This is a genomic window from Algoriphagus taiwanensis (assembly GCF_036245645.1).
Taxonomy (GTDB): Bacteria; Bacteroidota; Bacteroidia; order Cytophagales; family Cyclobacteriaceae; genus Algoriphagus; species Algoriphagus taiwanensis.
This window is the reverse complement of the sequence record NZ_BTPE01000003.1, coordinates 186,187-207,170: the sequence shown is the minus strand read 5'-3', so window position 1 is coordinate 207,170 and position 20,984 is coordinate 186,187. Positions and strand designations below refer to the sequence as shown.

Genomic DNA, 20,984 nt, shown 5'->3' with positions numbered 1-20,984 from the left:
TTTTACTTATAGGGTTGAGTAGCGATGGATACATTCGCTTCCAATCCGGCTGCGATTCCTCCTATCTCCACAAGATGTTCAACGGGAACTTCCTTGTCAATGTGCAAAACTACCTGACCTTTTTTTCCTTCCAATAAGGTAGTAAGCTCAGATTTGAGTTGGTCTCTGGATACCACCCGATCATTGACCGCGTAGCGTAGATCCTTGGTAACGGATACAGTGACCTCCTGCATGACTATATCCGAAGTCTCACTGGATGGAAGATTGACCGGAAGTCCAGAAGGTGTAATAAATGAAGAGGTCAACATGAAGAAAATCAACAAAAGGAAGATGATGTCCGTCATGGACGACATGCTAAACGCCGCTTCTACTTTATTTTTCTGTTGAAGTCCCATCTTATTTATCCTGTAAAAGGTCTATAAACTCAATCGACGTGTACTCCATATTATGAACCAATTTGGATACTTGGGTGACTAGGTAATTGTATCCCAAATAAGCTATGATCCCTACCACAAGGCCTGTAGCCGTGGTAATCATTGCCTCATAAATACCCATGGAAAGCAATTTGGGAGAAACCATTCCCTCCTCTTGCGCGATGGAAATAAAGGCCTGAATCATCCCTGTCACTGTCCCCAAAAAGCCAATCATGGGTGCTGCACCTGCTACGGTAGCTAAAAGTCCCAGGTTCTTTTCCAACTTATAGATTTCGATCTTCCCCACATTCTCAATGGATACCTCGATGTTTTTCAAAGGGGAACCAATCCGCTCGATTCCTTTGGAAATCATATTGGCAACAGGAGTATTTTCTCCCATGCAAAGTGCCTTGGCTTTCTCAATTTGGCCGCTTTGTACGAGCACTTTTACTTGGTCCAGAAGATGGGCCGGAGTTTTGGCCGCTTTCTTCAGCGTAAGCAGTTTTTGCACAAAGATGAAGATCGCCAAAACAAACAACAGGTAAAGGGGAATCATCATGTAACCGCCCTTGATGAGCAGGTCGAGCAATCCGATATTTTCTTTGGTAGCCTCTAGTGCCAGGCTGTCTGCTGTGGACACCGTGTCCACGGATAAGGTTTGAAGAAGGGTCATATTAATATTTCAAAATCCACAATTCCTCGGAATATTGGGATTTGATCTTGTCGAGTTCCTCAGCAGCAGCGCGGAAGCTGGTAAGCTTTCCGATTGCCACTCGATAGTTTTTACTCTCTGAGTAGGGTGAAATCAGATAGACCTCCTGAACCTTGGCTTGAAAATCTGGAATAAGCTTCAAAGCGTCAGCCTCGGAGGGTACACTTCCTACTATGATAAAGTACTGCGGCCTTTCTGCCTGAGATTCTACTCGGATCAAATTTCCGATTATACTCTGGGCAATTGTTGTACCAGATTGAGCGGCAGGGACATTATTCTGAGAAACTTCCGATGATGTTTCCTTATCCATTTCAATTTCAGCAGCTTGGGCAGGTTCAGCAGAAGTAGATTCTTGCTGAACTGGTTCTGGACTAGGTGCAGGTTTGGTTTCTTGGACAGCTGTAGAAGTGGAAGACACCGGAGAGTCGGTTTGTCTGGTCTGTTTCAATACCTGCCATACCAAAATAGCAAATACTGCCGCAAAGAGTACAAATACCAACCAAGCCCATGCAGGGGTTCCCTTTTTCTTCTCTTGAATCGGTGTTTTTGATGAAGATTTTGAGGTGGATTCAGTTACTTTTTTACTTTCCCTTTTCTCTGTTACAACAGGGCTGGTAAGCTTTTCCTCTCCTTTGGTAAAAGAGGTTGATTCTTCCTGGGCCTTTACAAATTCAACAGGGGGCTCTGTGGATTTTGGCTTGGCAAGCAAAGGCTTAATCTCTACCCATGGCAAGCCAAAATCCTTGGGATCAGTCCACTGCTTTTTATCGGATCCTTTTGTAGTCATCTTCAGTCTGGAAAAGCTACGAAACTAACCCAAATGGATGGAAAGCCCAACCCTTTCTTTAGGATAATCAGAATTTAAGGCTGGCACCGCCAATCAATTGAACACCACGAACCGGATAATTCAGCCATCGCATGTTCTTTCCATTGGTCAGGTTGTTACCCTCGGCAAATACAGAAATACGATCCGTGATCTTAAAATCTGCTTTGAGTTGAAGATCAGCAATTGTTTTTAGACTGACTACCTCATACTCTGGAGGAAAAATTGTAAGCAAAGTGGCATCTCCTCTTGCCTTAATTCCTCCCATGAAATTGAGATTAGCCTGAATCAGCAATTTTTCAATGGGCTTTATCTGATTGTTTACAGAAAAGGTCCAAATGGGTCGGTGCCAAGCTTCCTGCTGGATCGACAAGTCATATTGAAACAAATCCAGACGGGTTCCCAAAGTATAGGTATCGGAAAACTTGAAGCCTAATTCTGCATTCAGATTAGCAACCGTAGATTTCTCGTCATATACCAATTCAAATCTCGCCGTATCCGATTGGGAATTGGCAAAAAAGTGAAGTTGATTGTATCTGCTTACATCAATTCCTGCCCGATAATGAAATACGCCCTGAAACTGTCCTTCTATCCCTGCGGCTATTTTGTAGTTGTTAACCGTATTCAACAATTGCTCGCTTGGTCCCAAAAAGGGATTTTCCTGAACAAATGAGAAATAGGTATTCCTCTGCACATCTCCGGAAAACTCTCCGTAGAAGCCAAATTCTTCAGCAAATTGATAACTGGCCTTCAATACCGGGAAAATGCGGAAGTCGCTGGATTTATTCGGAACAGAGTCATTCTCCGAGACTATATTCAAACCTGCAGTAAACCGAAAATCAGCGTAGGAATAATTTACTCTAGGACGAATTGCAAAGTAATTCCTGTTTACCTGATAGGTAGAGTCTTCAGGATTGGTGGAAAAATAGTCCAAGCCAATAGTTCCGGACCAATCCTCAGAAGGATTGAACTTGCCTACCGCAGAAATCCCGATTTCATTTTCTCTGGCTAAATAGCTGTCCTTGAATGTTCGAAAACTCACCTGCGCTTCGTAACCAAAAGGACCAATCTTTTCAATCTCCCTAACTCCGGCAGCCACTTGAAAATGGTTTTGAACATTGTTTTTGATAAGCGATTCACTAGGGTCAAAAAGCGGATCTTCGTACTGGCTTAAATCTGTTCCATAAAAGGAATATTTATCCTGTCCCCATTTCATACTTCCAAAAACTTCAGCACTTTCCAAAAAGTAACTCACGTCCCCTCCAAAAAGGGTATGTGATTCCGGGCTTCCTTCTCCAAACTTTTCAATAGGACCTTTGCCGAAACTCTGATGTTTGAAAGCGACAGCAAAATTAATCGGGTCAGCAGTGGTAGACATATATCTCGCTTCCAGCAAGGGAGAGGCAAAGTTTCCATAGCCCGCTCTGAGAAACCCCGGATAAAGGTCCAAAGCTGGCTTTCTGTAATTCTTTTGTACCGCGGTAGGCTGCACCTGAAGCGCGGGAATCGTCAGAAAGTAAGGCGTCAAAGTGTAGACAAAATCCTGCATTCCCTTGGACTGAGGCAATACGGGGAGTCGCTCAAAAGACCTCGGCTGCGTGGGTACAGTCAAAACCCGGTCTTTTCGGATCACAAATTCCTGATCCTGAACTTCACCTCTTTGCTGATTTTGAGCCTGAAGCGAAGAAATGCCAAGGAGGGCTCCTCCAAAAAGGACAATCAAAGGCCTGATTTTCATAGTTGGTTCAGATTTTTAAGTTTGGACTCAGCTTCTGCTTTGATTTCCGGATCGTTGGAGTTTTCCACGATGGATTCCAAGGTAGCCTTGGCTTGGAATTGCTCACCGGTTTTGACGAAGTTATCGGCAAGCAAGATGAACATCTTTCCGTACCAATATCCATAGTCAACAAAGGGTCCTGAGTTTTCGAAGATTGCATCATTCGATTGTTGATAATCCTGCTTTTCCTGATAGGAAAGTGCCAAAAGATAGAGCCCTTCCGCTCCTTGGATCGTTTTGAAATCAGCAACCAAAGACTTCAAGGTAGCCTCAGAAGCCGGGATTTGACGAAGTTGCTTTTGAGCTTTTGCTTTGGTCAAAAGGGCCGTTGGCGTGGTCTCAGGCAGTATTCCATCCAAAGTCACCAGTTGATCCGCATAAGTAATTGAGGCTTGGTAATTACCTGTCGCAAAATTTGCAATCATCAAGCCCTGCACGGATTCTGCCTCTTCTACCTTATTTCTGGCATTTTGCGCAGCGGTCTCCAAATAAGGAATCGCAGCAGCATAGTCCCCTTTTTCCAAAGCCAAAGCCCCCATTTTTTGCATTGCCCTGACACGCTGAGGGGAAGCAGGCTCTCGCTCCAGTTGCTTGAAATAGGTCAAGGCACGCTCGGTATCACCCGCCTGAAGAAATGCATCACCGGCAAAATACAATGCATCGGCCTTTTGAGCGGATTGAGGATAAGACCTGAGATAGCTTTCAAAAGCACGGGCTGCCTGTGCATAATTCTTATCCAGATAGAGACTTTTGGCCGCTTCGTACTCCAAGGACTGCACATTGCCAGCACCGGGATTGGAACTTTTGTATCGGGACAGGTAATCGCCAAACTCAGCTGATCGACCCTGCAAGGCCAAGGTTTCCTGAAGTCCTTTTAGCGCAGTTTCGGAATTCTGAGAATTGGGATGTTGGTCAATGATCGATTTGTAATCTGCAATGGTCTGATCGTAATTTCTCAGGGAAAAATTAGCCACTGCCCTACCCTCCAATGCGAAAGGCACAAATGGCGAATTTGGTCGGCTGCTGATCAAATCGGTAAATGCCCTCGAAGCCTCTTGATACCTGAGCTCTTCAAGATAGATTTGTCCCTTTTGGAACATGGCATCTTCCCGGTACAAACTGGAAGGGAAGCCAGAAATCAAGCGATCCAGATTGGATAGCGCTTCGGAGTTTTTGGTTTGGAAATTTTGAACTACTGCCAAACGAAAATAAGCATAATCAATCCCTGAATTTTGCTCATTGATTGCCCGATAAAAGGTAGCTTCGGATTCGGAAAACTTCTTTTGCACATACTGACAATCCCCTAGCCTAAGCAAGGCATCATCGTAATATTGCTTTTCTGAAGATGATTGAAGTTTTTGAGTGTAAGCTCGAAACTGTTCCTCGGCTTTGGGATATTGCTTGGAGTTGAAATAGGCATACCCCAATCCATAATGCGTTTTGATCAGGAATGGGTGATTGCTAGCAGGATTGAGCGCTCTCACCGCCTCATAGGCACGAATAGCTTGTGGCAGGTTGCCATCCGCTGTCAAGATCTCCCCTTTCCAAAAATGAGTCTCCAAAAACAAATCCCTATCCACTGGAAATGCCTGAGACTTGTCCAAATAGCTTAAGGCAGGCTTATACTTTTGATCCCGATAGTAGACCATGGCCTGATAGAATGCCACCTTTTGATAGGCACTTTGGATTCGGTTGGATTTGGTCCTGATTTTATCCATTTGCTCGATGGCCCGGAGATAATCGTTGGTATTGATCAAAGCTTCGGAAAGCAAAGTTTCTGCCTCTCCCCTGAATTTTCCCGGAGGATAAGTATCCAAATATTCATCAAGGGTAGAGATGGCAGCCTGAAAGCTTCCTCTCTGAAGGTTAGTCTTGGCAAAATTGAACAGGGATTCTTCCTGAATCTCCCGATTGAAAGAAGCCTTAGAGGCGGCTTGAAAACTGGTAGAGGCGAATGGAAAATTATCCAGCTTCAAGTAGGCATGACCGAGGTAAAAGCTGGAAGCCTGACCGATTTCATCCTGGTCAGAAGCAGATACTTTGAGGTAATCTGTCGCTCGTTGGTAATTCCCGGTTTCGAAAAAGGAAATTCCGGCCTTATACACCTCTTCCCGAGAAAGTGTTCCCTTTTTCGCATTGATAAAGGCATCATAATTCTTGGCGGCATTGGCAAAATCCTTTTTGGAATAGTATGATTCTGCCAGAAAAAGATGAATGGTTTCTCTTCTATCCAGATTTTGACCTGAAGCCAAAAGAGGTTCTGCGTAGCTGATTGCCTGATCGTAAGATCCCTGCTGATAGTATAATGCGGTTAATAGATAGGGAACTTTGGTGGCATATTCTGAGGATTTGGAAGCAGCTTGAAGGTCAGCTATGGCTTTGGCGTTATTCCCCTGCTCCAAGGCGATAAATCCGCTGTAGTAATAGGCATCGGCACTGATGGGCTGATTTAGAGATTTTGCCTTGTCAAAAAATGGAGCCGCATTGGCATAGTCCTTCAGCTGGAAATAGGCGTATCCTTGCTTGAACCATACATCCGCCTGTTGGCTGGGACTTAGACTTTCCGGCTGAATTAATGAAAATGCATCAATCGCTTCTTTGTAATTTCTCTTGTAGAAAAAGTGATCTCCCAAGTACAAGCCAGCTGTAGCTACAGAGGGATGCTTGCCATGATCCAGAATGTAGGCTTTCATCAATCCCGGTCCATCGGGACTTTCCAGCTCAAGGGCACTCATCGCCCGATGAAGTTCTGCTGATTTTTGCTGCTCTCCAGAAAGCTTGGCGTGACGGAGCAGTCTGGAATTTTCAAAAGAAGAAGCGGAAAAAAGCTGTTTGTCAAAAAACTCCAGATTCTGATCCAAAAGGACTTGGCTGCCAGACTGATAAAGGGTCGATTGGGCAGAGATATTGAGGCTAATGCCTAGGCCCAATAGGGCGAAAAGGCAGTTTTTCATGCGTTTACAGTTGGTTTAAGAAAGTCACACGTATTCGACTCAGGGCTAGAAGGATTCCTGATGTTCTTCAGGAATTCTTAAAGCCATTTCAGGAAAATGCGAGTCGAGTTTGGATTGTTAGCCAGGATGACAAATGGCCAGATCAATGCAAAATCTTGTAAACAAGTTCTCGGAGAATCTCTCCTTCAGTCATGCTTCCGGAGTCAACCCCTTTGAACCTAACATCCGCTTCCCTGATATACCCGAATACATCAATTACCTTGCCCAAATTGTAGTTTCTTGCGGCAACCCAATATTCTTTGGAAGCTACTGGATGAACCCCAATAGCACTGGCTACCTGGGATTCGGAGGTGACTCCTGATTTGTGAATCAGGGCGATTTTTGAAAAGTAGGTATAGAAAAGTGAGAAAATAGGGATAACTGGGTGAGCCTTTGGGTTTTGTATAAAATAGTGGATGATTCGGTTGGTCTTAGCGATATCTTTGAACCCGATGGCTTTGGTCAATTCAAAATTGTTGTAGTCTTTGTTGATCCCGATGTACTTGGAGATATGATCCGAATTGAAAGTTGTGGGTTCGGTGAAATTGATCAGCATTTTTCCCACCTCATTGGTCATTACTTCGAGATTATTTCCGATAGAATTGGCGAGCAATTGAGCTGCCTTGGCATCAATCTGATGCCCCAAACCCCGAAAATACCACTCGACCCACTCAATCAGTTTCCAGTCTTTGACTTTTTCAGATTCAACGAAGACAGCCTTTTTTTCCAATTCTTTCTTAAGAGCCGATCTGCCGTCCAACTTTTTGTGCTTGTGGGCAAAAACCAAAATGGTGCTTGGCAGAGGATTCCCCAAGTATCCCATCAGTAGCTTTTGGGCATCTTCCTTTCCCCAATCGGGAATGCTTTGAGCCTCCTTGACCAAGACCAATTGGCGTTCGGCCATCATGGGAAATTTCCGAGCATTGCTCAGCACCACATTCATCGGAGAATCTTTCCCATACAGCACCAGTTGATTGAATCCTCTCTCAAACTCCGGGATTGCATTCTTCTCAATGTAGTCCGTGATCAGGTCGATGAAATAGGGTTCGTCTCCCTGCAAAAAGTAAATCGGGGCAAACTTATTCGCTTTCAGGTCTTTGAGAACAGCTTCTGGGGTATGGGCCATATTCTTGAAAATCTCCGGGTCTTAAAGATACTAACCCGCTTCATTTTGGGGCAAAATCAGGGGAAATAAACTTTGAATTCCTTTTGAGGGTTTACCTTTGTGAGACCCAAAAAATGAGAAGATGAATTTTGAATTAGGCTTGAATCTGTACAAAGAGGGAAAATTTGAAGAAGCTTTGGCTTGCTTCAATCAGTTGATTGAGCAGCAAAAAGGAAAAACCGAGCTTCATCTTTACCGAGGAAGAATCCTTTCCAGATTGGGAAAAGGAGATGCTGCCTTGGAAGACTTTGATTTTTTGGTGCAGATGGAGCCTTATAATACCGATTACATCAGCGACCGAGGTGTGGTATTGCATCTTTTGGGCAGAGACCAGGAAGCTTTGACTGAATTTGACCGGGCTGCCAATCTGGATCCCAACAATCCCTATCGATACAGTAGCCGGGCGTTTTTCAAGGATAGAATCGGAGATTTGGCCGGCGCAATTGAAGATTATGAAAAAGCAATCGAATTGGACCCTGAAGATGCTGTCGCTTACAATAACAAGGGCTTGGTAGAGGAAAAAATGGGCTACAGGGAAAAAGCTAAAAAAAGCTTCACCAAAGCAGATGATTTGGTAGGCTACAAACCTGAGTCAAAAAGCTCAGACCTCCCTCCCATTGGGTCTCCTGCAAAAAAGATAGAAACACCTGCTCAATTGGTCCAAGCTTCCGAAAATCAAAAGTTGAATGCGGGTCATTTTTGGAAGACGTTCAAGTCTGTATTTACAGACAGCCAATCCCAAAAGGAATTCTTCGGTTTTGTAAAGGGCCTATTTTCAGGAAAAAAGCCTAAAAACTCTTAATTACCCAAAGAGGCTTGCTTAGGAAATAAGACATTTTCTTGGAAAGGTTTTTTGTAAATACCTTCTGAAAAAAACTCTTCTTTTTACTTAAAGTGACCAGCATATCTCCCTTGGCCACTTGAAGGTAATTCTCCAAAGCCAAGGCTAAATCATCCCGGTAGGATTTCAACACATAATTTACTTTGTCATATCGGACGAAAGGTTTGAGCTCATCCACCATGGCCTCGTGCAAGGTCTTGTCCATGATCTTCAAAGAAGGCGAGACATGAACAAAATCTACCTCTGCTTCATAAAATCGGGCCATTTCCACAATCTTTTGGATTGCCAATTTGTCCTCTTCGAGATAGTCTGAGGCAAAGACCAGTTTTCTGGGTGTTTTGAAGAAGACCCTTCGTGGCACGATCAAAATATCACGATCGGAATTTTCCACCAATCTTGATGCTCTGCTTCCGATGATATTTTCTCTCAATTCATTGACTCCTTCGGTACCGGCTACAATCAAATCCGCCTGAATTGATTGGGCAAATTCCAGTACTCCATGAACAATTTCACCTTCCCGAATGGCAATTTCGCAGCTGTGAAGACCTTTGGATTGGCTCTCCTTCCAGACTGCATCCTGCAGGTTATTGAGTTTTTCCTGAACAAATTCCACCTGATAGCGGCCATGAGTGTCCTCAGGAGACATTTTCTGATAATCGTCCCGATTGAGCACATGAAAAAGAATCAAGCGTCCTTGGTACTTTTCACCCAATCGAGCAGCATATTCAATTGCGTTTAAAGAACACTCAGAAAAATCAGTAGGACATAAAATAGTGAAGTGTTTTTCCATACGAAAATCAATAACCTTTCTCGCGGTCAACGATATTCAGTAGATCGAGGTTGGATTTCAACCTCCTAAAATTTTCAATTATTTGAGGGGAAGCAGCTTCAGGATTAGTCACACTGGCAATATGCGGGGTACAAAGGATTCTGCTTTCTCCCCAAAATGGATGTTCTTCCGGTAAAGGCTCTTTACGATAGACATCAAGCATGGCTCCCGAGAGGTATCCCTTATCCAAGGCGGGAATCAAGTCCTCCTCGATCAAATGCTTGCCGCGCGCAACATTGATGAGGTAGGTTCCGGGATTACATTTCTTGAAAAGCTCCAAATTCAAAATCCCCTCTGTCTCCGGAGTCAAGGGAAGAAGGCAAATAAGCACATTGATTTCTGATAGAAAATCCCCCATCCGATCACGGGAAAAGTAGGGATAAGGGAAACCCCTTTTCTCCGTAAATCCCAAACCAAAAACAGGGAAGCCCATGTAATGAAGCTTATCCAAAACATCCCCACCTAATGCACCCACTCCCATTACTCCTACTTTAACAGGAATTTCAGGGTTGGACATATCCCATACTTTGCGCTTCTGATCTGCCTGATACCGGGTGATTTGTCGATGAAAATTCAACACACCCGTGACCACATAGTTGGTCATGGACCAAGTCAACTTCTCGTCGACAATTCTCACTATCGGCATCGATTCTGGAACTGCAGGATCGCTGAGAATATGGTCTACTCCTGCACCAAGAGAACTGATGAGTTTCAGATTGGGAAAATTGGAAAGATATCCGGGAGGATGCTGCCAGAGGAGGGCCATTTCCACCTCATTTGGCCGATTGATATCCGGATATACTTGAATATCCAGGTCAGGTTGATGTTTTTTCAAAGCATCAATCCAAACTTTAGGATTTCTTCCCGGACTGATAATGGCAATACTCATTTCAAAAAAGGTTTGTTAGTAAAATTAACTGAATCATTTACCCGAAAAAAGAACTGTCAAAATTTAAGCCATAAGGCTAACCATAAAAGAAAGAATTGCCCCAAATTGCAAAGTTTTGGAACCTCCAACCCCGAATCTGAATTAGTGAATAAACTTAACCCAATTTAAGATCATGCAAACCAAATTTAGTATTTCTTTAGTTGCCTTTTTTCTGCTTGCCACAGTGGGTTTTGCTCAGCAAATCCCCATGCCACAGGCTAGTCCAAGTGCCAGAATTTCTCAGAAAGTTGGTCTTACAGATGTGACTGTGGACTACAGCAGACCAAGTACCAAGGGTCGTAAAATCTTCGGAGAGCTAGTTCCATATGGAGAAGTGTGGAGAACCGGTGCCAATGGCGCTACGGTGTTGACTTTCTCTACTGAAGTGAGCATAGCCGGAACAAAAGTACCAACAGGTTCCTATGCCCTATATTCCATCCCCGGAAAAACGGAATGGAAATTAATCCTGAGCAAAAACACTAACCTATGGGGTTCTATCGGTTACAGTGCGGACGATGACTTGCTGAGATTTTCTGCCACTCCGGGCAAAACAAGCAAGAAGTATGAAACTTTTGAAATCACCTTCAACAACTTGACGGATAACAGTGCTGACTTGTCCTTGAAATGGGAGCAAACCCGAGTGGATTTCAAAATCACCACTGAAGTAGATCCTATCGTAATGGCGGCAATCCAAAAAGAGGTAATCGATGCAAAGACAACAGATCCTTCACTACTATACCAAGCTTCGAATTACTATTTCACCAATAAAAAGGACATGGATCAGGCTTATTCCTGGATCAAGCAGTCCACTGATCAGGATCCAAAATATTGGACCATGCACCTAAGAGCTAAAATTGAATTGGCACTAGGCTTGAAATCAGAAGCTGTGGAATCTGCAACCAAATCCAAGAACATGGCTGTAGAGGCGAAAAATCCAGATTATGTGGGATTGAATGAGCGCTTGATCAAAAGCATTAAGTAAAAAGGAGACTACTTAACTGATATTAAAAAATGCCTTTGGATGATTTCCAAAGGCATTTTTTATATTCTAAGAATCAGTTGAAATATCGAACCCACAGCCATCACTGCAATGCACCCGATGGCATTATACCACAAAAATCCAATATCCCAGTGGAACCCAAAGAGCCCTACCCCATTCCAAAAATGAATAACCAGAATCAAAGCTTGAGAGAAAAGGGCCGCTAAGAATACTGCTTTTCCTTTGATCCATTTCATAAAGAACCCAACCATGAAGATACCAAGGATGGTCCCGTAGAATAGAGAACCCAAGAGGTTTACAGCCTGAATCAGATTTTCAAATAAAGAGGCATAAGTGGCAAATAGGATAGCTCCCAAACCCCAAAATGCGGTAAATACCTTGGATGACTTTAGGTAATGCTCATCGGTGGCTTCTTTTTTCACAGAACGCTTATACAAATCGATGGTGCTGGTAGAGCCCAGTGCGTTTAGTTCAGAAGCTGAGGAAGACATCGCTGCGGAGAAAATCACGGCAAACAACAGTCCAACCAAACCATGAGGCAGATAGTCCATGACAAAGCGCATGAATACATAATCTGTATCTCTGGTTTCAGCTGCAGGATCATTTTGTACGATAAGAGATTTGACCTCTTCTCGAATGCCGTTCTGTTCGGCTTTGATCTCCTGGATTTGTTGTCTAAACTCAGCCACACGAGTTTCGTCATCCGCTTCTACTGCCTCCAACATTCCGAGATAGGCTTTTTTACCCTCTTGAAAGCTTCTGGAATAGTCTTCCTCCAGTTTTCCGAATTCCGGTGCAAAGGGGCTTTCCTGAAGTTTTTCAGTCTGTACTTTATTAAAAACGACCGGGGGCTGGGTGAATTGATAAAACACAAATACCATAACACCGATGAAGAGGATCAAAAACTGCATGGGTATTTTCAGGAACCCGTTCATGATCAATCCCATTCGGCTTTGGGTGAGGGTTTGTCCCGAGAGGTAGCGCTGCACTTGGCTTTGATCCGTACCGAAATAGCTGAGAAACAGGAAAACTGCCGCGGTCATCCCGGACCAGATATTGTATCGATCCGAGAGGTCAAATTCAAAACTCACCACATTGAGTTTATCCATTTTGCCTGCCACATGAAGCGCTTCCTGAAATGAAATGGGAAGAAGTTGGATTACAATAAAGCCTGCCAAAATCATCCCTCCCATCATGACTGCCATCTGTTGCTTTTGCGTAATAGAAACCGCTTCTGTTCCTCCAGAAACGGTGTAAACTATTACCAAAACACCAATTAGTACATTGGTGAACGTAAGATTCCACCCGAGGAGAGTAGAGAGAATAATCGCAGGAGCATAGATCGTAATTCCTGCACCAAGACCACGCTGAACAATAAAAAGTAAGGAAGTGAGTGTTCTGGTCTTCAGGTCAAACCGGCTTTCCAGATATTCATAAGCCGTGTAGACTTTCAGTTTGTAATAGATGGGAATAAAGCTGACCGAAATGATAATCATGGCCAGAGGAAGACCAAAATAAAATTGGATGAAACGCATCCCATCCTCATAAGCCTGGCCTGGGGTACTCAGAAAGGTTATTGCGGAGGCTTGAGTAGCCATAATGGAAAGACCGATCGTCCACCAATTCATGGAATTCTTGCCCCGAAGATAGGCATCCAGATTCTTCTTGCCCCGGGTCTTGTAGACACCAAAGGCAACAATGGAAATCAAGGTCCAAAACAGAACTATCCAATCCAGTGTGCTCATCGGTAGGCTACGGTTAACCAATAAAAAAGCGCAATCATTAACCCAAGACTTGCCATAAGAAGAAGGTATACTTTACGCCAACGGATTTGACTTTCGCCCACTTTATTGTTCGATTAGATTGATAAATAACTTCGTAGCCCCAGGGACACCTGCCGGAAGCTGTCGGAAAAAGGAAATGCCCGTGTAAACGTAGGTTCCATTTCCAAACTTGGTGTAGATCAAGGCACCTTGGGAAGCTTTTTCTTCCGGATCTTGCATGGTAAGTGGAGAGCTGTAGTTTTCATCAGGATTGGTGGCAAAATAAAGCCCTCTTTCCTGTACCCATCCTGAGAAATCTGACTCATTGATTGGATTAGGTCCTGCCAAAACTGGGTGGCTCCAATCTGCAATTACAGGAGATTCCTGCACGGTAACCCGATCCCTTCCAATAGTAAACGGATGAGGTCCCAACTGATTGGTCAGCAGTGGAGAGCTGGTATTGTACTGCACAATCAAATTTCCTCCGGATCGTACATATCCCATGAGAGCCTGCTGATTGGCTGCCAGTTCTGCATTGGTATTATACGCCCGAATGCCCACTATTACTGCTTTGAATTGGCTCAGGTAATCCACGGAATAATCTCCGGGACCAATCATGATCACTTGGTATCCCAATGCAGAAAGCACTCCCGGCACGTCATCTCCTGCACCGGGAATATATCCGATTTTTCCAGATGAGACTTTCCAGTCGGCTTGAATCAAATTAATGGAAGCCGGCACAAAATAGGTCAGATTAGGAATGTGCTTGTATGAGATTGTTTTGGTAATCTGATTGTAGGTCTTTCCCCTAGATGTAGTAAATCGTGCTGTGACTACCTTCTTTCCATTTCCATTGGGTAAAAAAGCCACTTGGTAGATTCGCTTTTTTTGAAAAGCAACATCCTCAATACTCAAAATCCGAAATTGGGATGGGTCTATTCCTTCAAAATCCAGATTCCCTTCCAAGAATTGATCTCTGAAATTAACCGTAACCGTAACGGTTGGCTCAGCACCAGAAATCAAAAAGACATTTTCTTTAGAAACACTAAGGTCGACTTCCGGCACAATAACAAATGGCTGCTTAACTTCTCCATCCACCTGGTCATTGAATTTGTAAAACAACTGAACAGGAACCTTAAACTTTTGATCACTGATCGTAAAAGAAAGGTCGCCTCCGATTATTTGAGTGGAAAATGGAACTCCGATATTTTTTTGATTGGAAACTGAAAATAAGGCTCCATCTAATGGCTCCTTCAACCAGTACGGCTGAGAATACGAAATTTCCTCAGGAATTTTTAATTCAATAGGAAGCTGGACCGTTTCATTTTCTTTGGAGTTTTTGCCGACATAATAGGTGTCCGAAACTTGAAAGTCAACATCTTTTATTTCCAGAGAAGAAGGGTTGTTCAAAATCAACTCTGTAGAAATACTTTCTCCCGGAAAACCAATTTCCTTTCGGGTAATGTACTCGTATTCCAATCCCAATGCTTTAAAAATCGTCTGATCAAATTTTTCAATTTTCTCCATGACCCAAGTCTCCTGAGATTGCAATTCAAGGATCAATTTTCTCAAATCAAGCAAATCAGGTACATTTTGATCCGGCTGGATAAAATTGAAATTTTCAATTAGGGCTTCAATTTTGTTTTTCACCTCTTTACCACCGGAAATACTTTCCCATCGATCGATTACACCTTCAAAGGGAGAATCAACATAGGACTCCCCTCCAACTTGCTCGATAAAATCTCTGGCTCTACCGCTACCTGCTGTGGAGCCAAAACCCTGAGATTTATGCATGGTACGGCTATCGGCAGCGATCTGATGATAGGTTTTTCCAAGAAGCGGATCAAACCCTCCAACTTCAAAAGCATGGTACTTTTTCCCTTCTTCCGGCTCAAATTCGCCCCGAAAATTATAGGCATTGAAAAATATCCGCTTGGGAGACCACACGGAGACATATTTTAATTGTTCGGGAAAAGCATCTTCCTTTCCTGCAAGGTCAAAAGCCTCTCCTGCCAAAATCGCTGAAGTCGTGTGATGCCCGTGAGTCACCCCAGGAATGGTATTGAACCTTGTTATAATAATATCAGGCTGAAACTTTCGGATTGCCCATACTACATCTGCCAAGACTTTTTCCTTATCCCAATTCTGGAGCGTTTCAGTGGGATTTTTACTGAACCCAAAATCCATGGCTCTGGTGAAGTATTGTCTTCCACCATCTGTAGCGCGAGCTTTGAGGAGTTCCTGAGTACGAATTTGACCCAATTCTATGCCTAGCTCCTTACCAATCAAATTCTGGCCTCCGTCCCCACGGGTCAAACTGAGATAGGCCACTTCCGCATGTTCTCCATTGGCTAAATAGGCGATCAGCCTTGTATTTTCATCATCGGGATGAGCTGCTACGTACAGGACACGTTTGGTTTCCTTGAGTTGAAGCAGTTGATGGTAGATTTGAGAGGAAGGAAGTGATTGAGCAAAACCGTTGCTAAGCCATGCAAACAGAATCACAATCGTGGATAATAGGCAATTTTTGGGTTTGAGCATAGTTGGCTGAATATACACCGAAAGCTATCCCAAGTAGGATCGAAAAGAAATCTTTTTTTTATTAATGGAAAAGATTGGATGCAGAGATGCGATTACTTTCTTGGGATTGTATATCCAAGTGTAAATTCAAAAAAATCAGCTTTCGCCCGATGGGCTTTGATGGACATTCCTGCAGAAAGAGCGTCACCAAATCGATATCGAACTCCAATTCTTTCATAATACCAAGTGAATTCCTGATTGATTTCATTTCTGTACAAATACACTCCCAATCCTATTGGAACGAACAAGCGAGAGGTTAGCTGCCACTCCCATGAGCCTACCACTGCCAGAGAGGTTTGGTCTTTGAAAGAAAAGTTTTCTCCCGGAAATCTCAATTCCATTCCTTGGGCCCAAAACAAATCCAAGCCCAGGCCCAATCGATATTTATAGGAAGGCTCGATCAAATAATTTATTCCCAGGCCGCCTCTGAAATAAGCAGGATCACCTATTTCATAATTTCTCATGCCGGTGTACAGGGCAAGGTTCACAAAAGATTTAAGTTCTTTTTCAGGAATTTCGGGTTTTTGATCAGGGATAGTTGTGAGTTCTCCCAGACGAATATTCATGGCGAGGTTTAAGGGAAAAAGATTAATACCTGCATTGGGCCGTTTAGTAGCCCCATTTGAATAATGCTTCAAACCAAAGCCAGCTCGAAGTCCTACACGCTCAGTGATTTGATACTTTCCATAAAAACCCAGATGAACATAGGCATTGATATTGGATCCGATATATTGATTATCAGGGTTAGAATCAGGGTCGTAGGGAGTCAGATTAAATCCAATTCCCATTTGTGAAAAATAGCCAAAGCTCAAATTTCTGTTTGGTCTCTGCAAAGAAAATGGAATGTCAACCCAGCCATAAAAAGCCATTGGCCGACCTATCTCTCTGGTGTATGTCAATGCGGAATTAAACCCGAAACCAAAAACTGGATACCTATAGAGGTAATCATATTTGGAATTCGATAAACTCCTCCAGCCCAGTTGAAGGTCAATCGCCTTATAATTGACCAAATCCTTGATGTTATCCCCCCACTCTGTCCCATTACTCAGCATGGGACCAGACTCATAGGAAACATTGAAAAACCTTTGATTTTTTACCTGAGCGATGGAATTGCTTACAAAAAACAAAAGCACTAAAGAAAGTAAAATGCTGGCTTTTCTCATTATCAGCGAATGAAATCCGATCCAAATAAACTAAATCTAAAGAAAATACTGAAGGTCAAGGTTAGGCAAATTTTTCAAATACACTTCTTGTAAAAATATAGGAATAGAAAAAAGGCTGTCTAAAGAATAGAAACAGCCCCTTTTTACTTGTCTCAGTAAAGAGAATTATTAATTATCCATCCAGTTAGGACCTAATCTTTCGGTCAATTTTTGATTGATTTTCTCAGCTTCAGATGTATTCTTTAAACGAGTATATACTTGATATAGGATGATCAATACATCATTGTTATCAGGTTGTATTTGAGACGCTTTCTCGAAGTACTTAGCTGCTTCTTTGTAGTTTTCGTCTGCTTTAGCGCCTACGATAGGAGATTGCTTTTCCCATTCAGCATCAGACAAGTTGTTCAATTCATTGAGCATTTTAGTAGACATCTCCAAAAGCAAAGCACCAGCGTAGTAATTACCTTGATAGAATTCAGGATCTACTTCAGTAGCTTTCTTGTAATCAGCCAATCCACCGTCTAGATCTCCAGCTTGCTCTTTCAAATAACCGGATCTCAACCATAAACCCGCATTATTTGGGTCGTTTGCCAAAGCGTCTTTGATTTGAGACATGGCCTGATCCATTTTGTTCAATTGCAAAAGCAACTGGATTTCATACTCAGCCAATACCTTGTCATCAGGATACTCCTGTCTCGCTTTTTCTACTAATGCATATGCACCTTCAGGGTCCTTGTCCTCGGAACTCAGGATCTGAACCATAAAATAGTAAGCGTTGATTTTGTTGTACTCTGGAAGCTCAAGTAGGTATCCAAAGTGTCTTTTTGCATCTTCAAATCGACCAAGATCATTAGCGATGAAACCTGCATTGTAATGAATAGTAGAGTCTGTTTCGTCTACTTTTCCAGCAAGATTGAAGAATTCATAAGCCATTTCCACGTCTTCATTTTCATACCGCTCCAAAGCCTTATCGAAGGCTACGTTCTTCAGAGTATTGACTGAATAAGGACGAAGATTGTCAGGGATACCCGGCAATTCTTCTGCATAAATATCCTTACCAGCATCTGTGTCTTTATCATTTCCAGCCATGTCAAAAGCTTTCATGAATGTATCAAATGCTGCATTACCGATTTCTACCGTATTCATGGTATTGGAAGAGTCAGCGCCAAACATTTTGGTTTGGATTTGAGCCTTAACAAGATAAGTAGCAGGATCACCGCTAGTCTCAGGGTTAGCGATAGCCGCATCAATTGCCGTCAGAGCTTCAGTGAAGTTTCCTGATTTGAAACCTTTTTCAGCTTCTCTGACCATTTTCTTTTGTCCAAAAACAAAAGTGGTAGAAGCTGCAAGTGCTAAAGAGAAAATTAGCTTTTTCATTCGTATTGTTTTCTTTTGTTTGATTATTCGGTTATTTCTTCGTTGGATTCGGAAGATTCGTTCGCAAGATCGGAAGATTCTTCATTTTCATCTTCCTCTTTGGAGATTTTTTCCACGGATGAAATTTCATCCCCTTCTCCTACCTTGATAAGCCTAACTCCCTGGGTTGCTCTTCCCATGATTCTCAATTGCTCCATCGAGATACGGATGATAATTCCCGACTTATTGATGATCATGAGATCGTCTGAATCTACCACTTCTTTGATTGCAACAAGTGCACCTGTTTTCTCAGTCACATTCATTGCTTTCACTCCTTTTCCTCCACGATTGGTGATTCTGTATTCTTCAAGCATGGATCTTTTTCCATAGCCTTTTTCGGAGACAACGAGCAGAGTGGCATTTTCTTCGGAGGCACAAACCATGCCAATGACAAAATCATTTGCATCATTTAACGTGATCGCTTTTACACCAGTGGCGGTTCTTCCCATTGGCCTTACCGCTGATTCATGGAAGTGAATTGCTCTACCGGACTTGGCAGCAATAACGATATGCTGATCTCCATTAGTCATATCCACATTGACCAATTGATCATCTTCCCGGATGTTTAGGGCGATAATTCCGTTGGATCTTGGTCGGGAATATTGCTCCAAAGTAGTTTTTTTGATGATTCCCTGCTTGGTTACCATCACGAGGAAGTGATTGTTGATGTAATCCTGATCATTCAAATCATCTACCTGAATAATAGCTCGGATTTTATCTCCTGATTCAATATTGATCAGGTTTTGAATAGGCCTTCCTTTGGAAGTTTTGGATCCTTCCGGAATAGCATAGGTTTTGAGCCAGAATAATTTACCCTTGTCAGTAAATATCAACAGATAATTGTGAGTGGAAGCAGTGAAGAGGTACTCTGTCCAGTCATCATCCTTGGTGCTCACACCTCTCGACCCGACTCCACCTCGACCTTGGGTCCTGTACTCAGTAAGGGCTGTTCGTTTCACATATCCCTGATGGGAAACTGTGATTACTACCTCTTCATTTGGAATCATGTCCTCGTAGCTGAAATCTTCCGCATTGTGCTCAATTTCAGTTCGTCGATCATCAGCATAGCGACCTCTCATTTCCAAAAGCTCGGTTTTGATGATCTCCATTCGCTTGTCCTCGTTTGCAAGAATCTCTTTCAATTCCTCGATCAAAGCCATGATTTCCTTGTACTCCTGAACGATTTTTTCGCGCTCCATTCCAGTGAGACGCTGCAATCGCATATCCAAAATAGCACGAGCTTGAATTTCACTTAATTCAAAGCGTTCCATCAAGCCATTTCTGGCTGTCTCGGGATCTGCAGAGTTTCTGATTAAGGCAATCACTTCATCCAAATGATCCAAAGCAATCAAATATCCTTGAAGAATATGAGCTCTCTTTTCTGCTTCTTTGAGTTCGTATTCCGTCCTTCTGACCACCACCTCGTGTCTGTGACTGACATAGTGTGAGATCAAGTCCTTCAAGTTCAGGGTTTGTGGTCTGCCTTTTACCAAGGCGACATTATTGACTGAGAATGAGGTCTGTAGCTGAGTTTGCTTGTAAAGATTATTCAATACTACGCTAGGCACAGCATCCCTTTTGAGTTCATAGACAATCCGCATCCCTGATCGATCGGACTCATCCCTAATCGCCGAAATCCCATCAATTTTCTTCTCATTGATGAGTTGAGCGGTTTTCTCGACCATGTTGGCCTTGTTGACCATGTAAGGAATCTCGGTGATTACAATCATCTCCCGGTTACCTCCATCCTTGGTTTCGATGTTGGCTTTTCCTCTTACTACTATTCGGCCTCTGCCGGTTTCAAAAGCAGCTTTTACCCCATTGTAACCATAGATAATTCCTCCTGTTGGGAAATCTGGTGCAGTTACATGCTGCATCAATTCGGATACAGTAATATCACGATTATCGATGTAGGCAACGATGCCGTCGATCACTTCACCCAAATTGTGAGGGGCCATATTTGTCGCCATACCTACGGCAATTCCCGATGCACCATTGAGTAGCAAAGCAGGGACTTTGGCAGGAAGAACGGTTGGTTCCTTGAGTGAATCGTCAAAATTGAACTGAAAATCAACAGTTTCTTTGTTGATATCCACCAGCATTTCCTCAGCAATTCTTCTCAGCCTTGCTTCGGTATATCGCATCGCAGCTGGATTATCTCCATCAATAGACCCAAAGTTACCTTGTCCATCGACCATAGGATATCTGAGTGACCACTCTTGGGCCATTCTGACCATGGTGTCATAGACAGCAGAGTCACCATGGGGATGGTACTTACCCAGTACTTCCCCTACGATTCTGGCAGATTTTTTATAAGGCTTGTTGTGTAAAACTCCCAGTTCCTGCATTCCGAATAGAATTCTTCGGTGAACTGGTTTGAGTCCGTCACGGACATCAGGAAGCGCTCTTGAAACAATAACCGACATCGAATAATCGATGTAGGCACCACGCATTTCCTCTTCAATATTAATCGGGATGATGTTCTCGTTTTCTCCTTGGGCCATAAATTGCTTTTTCGCGGGTCAAATTAAGCCGCAAGATAGCAAAAAGAGAAGGCTTTTGAAACCTCGGATTCAAAGTA

The 20,984-nt window shown here is 43.1% G+C and carries 15 protein-coding genes; 2 read left to right on the top strand and 13 right to left on the bottom strand.

What is annotated here, in order from left to right; genetic code table 11:
- Positions 1 to 2 precede the first annotated feature (2 nt).
- The 6 genes from AAA938_RS05170 to holA all read right to left on the bottom strand — a co-directional run bounded on the left by AAA938_RS05170 (position 3) and on the right by holA (position 7,844).
- Positions 3 to 395 carry an ExbD/TolR family protein gene (locus tag AAA938_RS05170; protein ID WP_338218798.1) on the bottom strand — a complete coding sequence of 131 codons (393 nt, stop codon included), beginning with the start codon at positions 393 to 395 and terminating at the stop codon, positions 3 to 5.
- Position 396: 1 nt separating this feature from the next.
- Positions 397 to 1,086 carry a MotA/TolQ/ExbB proton channel family protein gene (locus AAA938_RS05165; RefSeq protein WP_338227576.1) on the bottom strand — a complete coding sequence of 230 codons (690 nt, stop codon included), beginning with the start codon at positions 1,084 to 1,086 and terminating at the stop codon, positions 397 to 399.
- 1 nt (position 1,087) lies between these two features.
- The gene (locus AAA938_RS05160; RefSeq protein WP_338227575.1) at positions 1,088 to 1,912 is read right to left on the bottom strand and encodes an SPOR domain-containing protein; all 825 of its coding nucleotides are present in this window, start codon (positions 1,910 to 1,912) and stop codon (positions 1,088 to 1,090) included.
- 67 nt (positions 1,913 to 1,979) lie between these two features.
- A complete protein-coding gene (locus AAA938_RS05155) occupies positions 1,980 to 3,686 on the bottom strand; it encodes a TonB-dependent receptor (RefSeq protein WP_338227574.1) in 1,707 nt (568 codons plus the stop codon).
- Complete coding sequence (locus AAA938_RS05150) at positions 3,683 to 6,679, bottom strand: tetratricopeptide repeat protein (RefSeq protein ID WP_338227573.1); 2,997 nt, start codon at positions 6,677 to 6,679, stop codon at positions 3,683 to 3,685. Before AAA938_RS05150 ends, AAA938_RS05155 begins: the two co-directional genes overlap by 4 nt.
- 142 nt (positions 6,680 to 6,821) lie before the next feature.
- On the bottom strand, positions 6,822 to 7,844 hold the full coding sequence (gene holA / locus AAA938_RS05145) for a DNA polymerase III subunit delta (protein WP_338227572.1): 1,023 nt from the start codon (positions 7,842 to 7,844) through the stop codon (positions 6,822 to 6,824).
- Positions 7,845 to 7,965: 121 nt separating this feature from the next.
- Between holA and AAA938_RS05140 the strand changes: the two genes are divergently transcribed.
- On the top strand, positions 7,966 to 8,685 hold the full coding sequence (locus AAA938_RS05140; protein ID WP_338227571.1) for a tetratricopeptide repeat protein: 720 nt from the start codon (positions 7,966 to 7,968) through the stop codon (positions 8,683 to 8,685).
- Here the strand turns inward: AAA938_RS05140 and AAA938_RS05135 are convergent.
- Positions 8,672 to 9,514 (bottom strand): universal stress protein, encoded by an 843-nt coding sequence (locus AAA938_RS05135; protein WP_338227570.1) that lies wholly within the window; start codon positions 9,512 to 9,514, stop codon positions 8,672 to 8,674. The two genes, AAA938_RS05140 and AAA938_RS05135, sit on opposite strands and share 14 nt — an antisense overlap.
- Before the next feature lie 7 nt (positions 9,515 to 9,521).
- A complete protein-coding gene (locus AAA938_RS05130; protein ID WP_338227569.1) occupies positions 9,522 to 10,442 on the bottom strand; it encodes a 2-hydroxyacid dehydrogenase in 921 nt (306 codons plus the stop codon).
- A 172-nt stretch (positions 10,443 to 10,614) separates the two neighbouring features.
- Between AAA938_RS05130 and AAA938_RS05125 the strand changes: the two genes are divergently transcribed.
- Positions 10,615 to 11,463: a DUF2911 domain-containing protein gene (locus tag AAA938_RS05125; protein WP_338227568.1), complete on the top strand. Its 849-nt coding sequence runs from the start codon at positions 10,615 to 10,617 to the stop codon at positions 11,461 to 11,463.
- Positions 11,464 to 11,522: 59 nt separating this feature from the next.
- Here the strand turns inward: AAA938_RS05125 and AAA938_RS05120 are convergent, their stop codons facing one another.
- The 5 genes from AAA938_RS05120 to gyrA form a co-directional block, all read right to left on the bottom strand.
- Entirely contained in the window at positions 11,523 to 13,226 is a 1,704-nt protein-coding gene (locus tag AAA938_RS05120) for a sodium:solute symporter family protein (RefSeq protein WP_338227567.1), read from the bottom strand.
- A 102-nt stretch (positions 13,227 to 13,328) separates the two neighbouring features.
- Positions 13,329 to 15,785 (bottom strand): PIG-L family deacetylase, encoded by a 2,457-nt coding sequence (locus AAA938_RS05115; RefSeq protein WP_338227566.1) that lies wholly within the window; start codon positions 15,783 to 15,785, stop codon positions 13,329 to 13,331.
- A gap of 92 nt (positions 15,786 to 15,877) precedes the next feature.
- Complete coding sequence (locus tag AAA938_RS05110; RefSeq protein WP_338227565.1) at positions 15,878 to 16,987, bottom strand: acyloxyacyl hydrolase; 1,110 nt, start codon at positions 16,985 to 16,987, stop codon at positions 15,878 to 15,880.
- A gap of 168 nt (positions 16,988 to 17,155) precedes the next feature.
- Positions 17,156 to 18,364, bottom strand: coding sequence for a tetratricopeptide repeat protein (locus AAA938_RS05105; RefSeq protein WP_338227564.1), 1,209 nt, complete (start codon positions 18,362 to 18,364; stop codon positions 17,156 to 17,158).
- 23 nt (positions 18,365 to 18,387) lie between these two features.
- On the bottom strand, positions 18,388 to 20,907 hold the full coding sequence (gene gyrA, locus AAA938_RS05100; protein WP_338227563.1) for a DNA gyrase subunit A: 2,520 nt from the start codon (positions 20,905 to 20,907) through the stop codon (positions 18,388 to 18,390).
- Between the last annotated feature and the right edge of the window lie 77 nt (positions 20,908 to 20,984).